Source organism: Gilvimarinus sp. 1_MG-2023 (assembly GCF_030548285.1).
Map to the genome: position 1 here is coordinate 1 of NZ_JAUOSC010000705.1, position 300 is coordinate 300.

Here is a 300-nt window from a genome sequence, read left to right on the forward strand (position 1 = left end):
GTCTGGCAGCGTGGAAAAAGATGCTGACTTCAGCGAGCAGAAAGACAAGCACTGATGTTTGATATCGGCTTTCTCGAGCTTGTGGTTGTCGGCGTCCTTGGTTTGTTGGTGCTTGGCCCGGAGCGTCTGCCCAAGGCAGCCCGTACCGTTGGCCTGATGATTGGCCGTGTGCGCCGTACCATGAGTGGCTTCCAGGATGAACTGGAGCGCCAGGTACGGGCCGATGAACTGCGGGAAAAACTCAAGGACCCTTACGCCACGTTTCTCGATGACGACGACCGTCGGCCAGCCGCCGTGCGG

1 protein-coding gene is annotated in these 300 nt (G+C 59.0%); it reads left to right on the forward strand.

Translation table 11 applies throughout. From position 1 onward, the window contains the following. Positions 1–54: 54 nt before the first annotated feature. Positions 55–300, forward strand: a 246-nt coding sequence (gene tatB / locus Q4563_RS18705; RefSeq protein WP_303605582.1) for a Sec-independent protein translocase protein TatB, incomplete at its 3' end; no start/stop codon positions are given.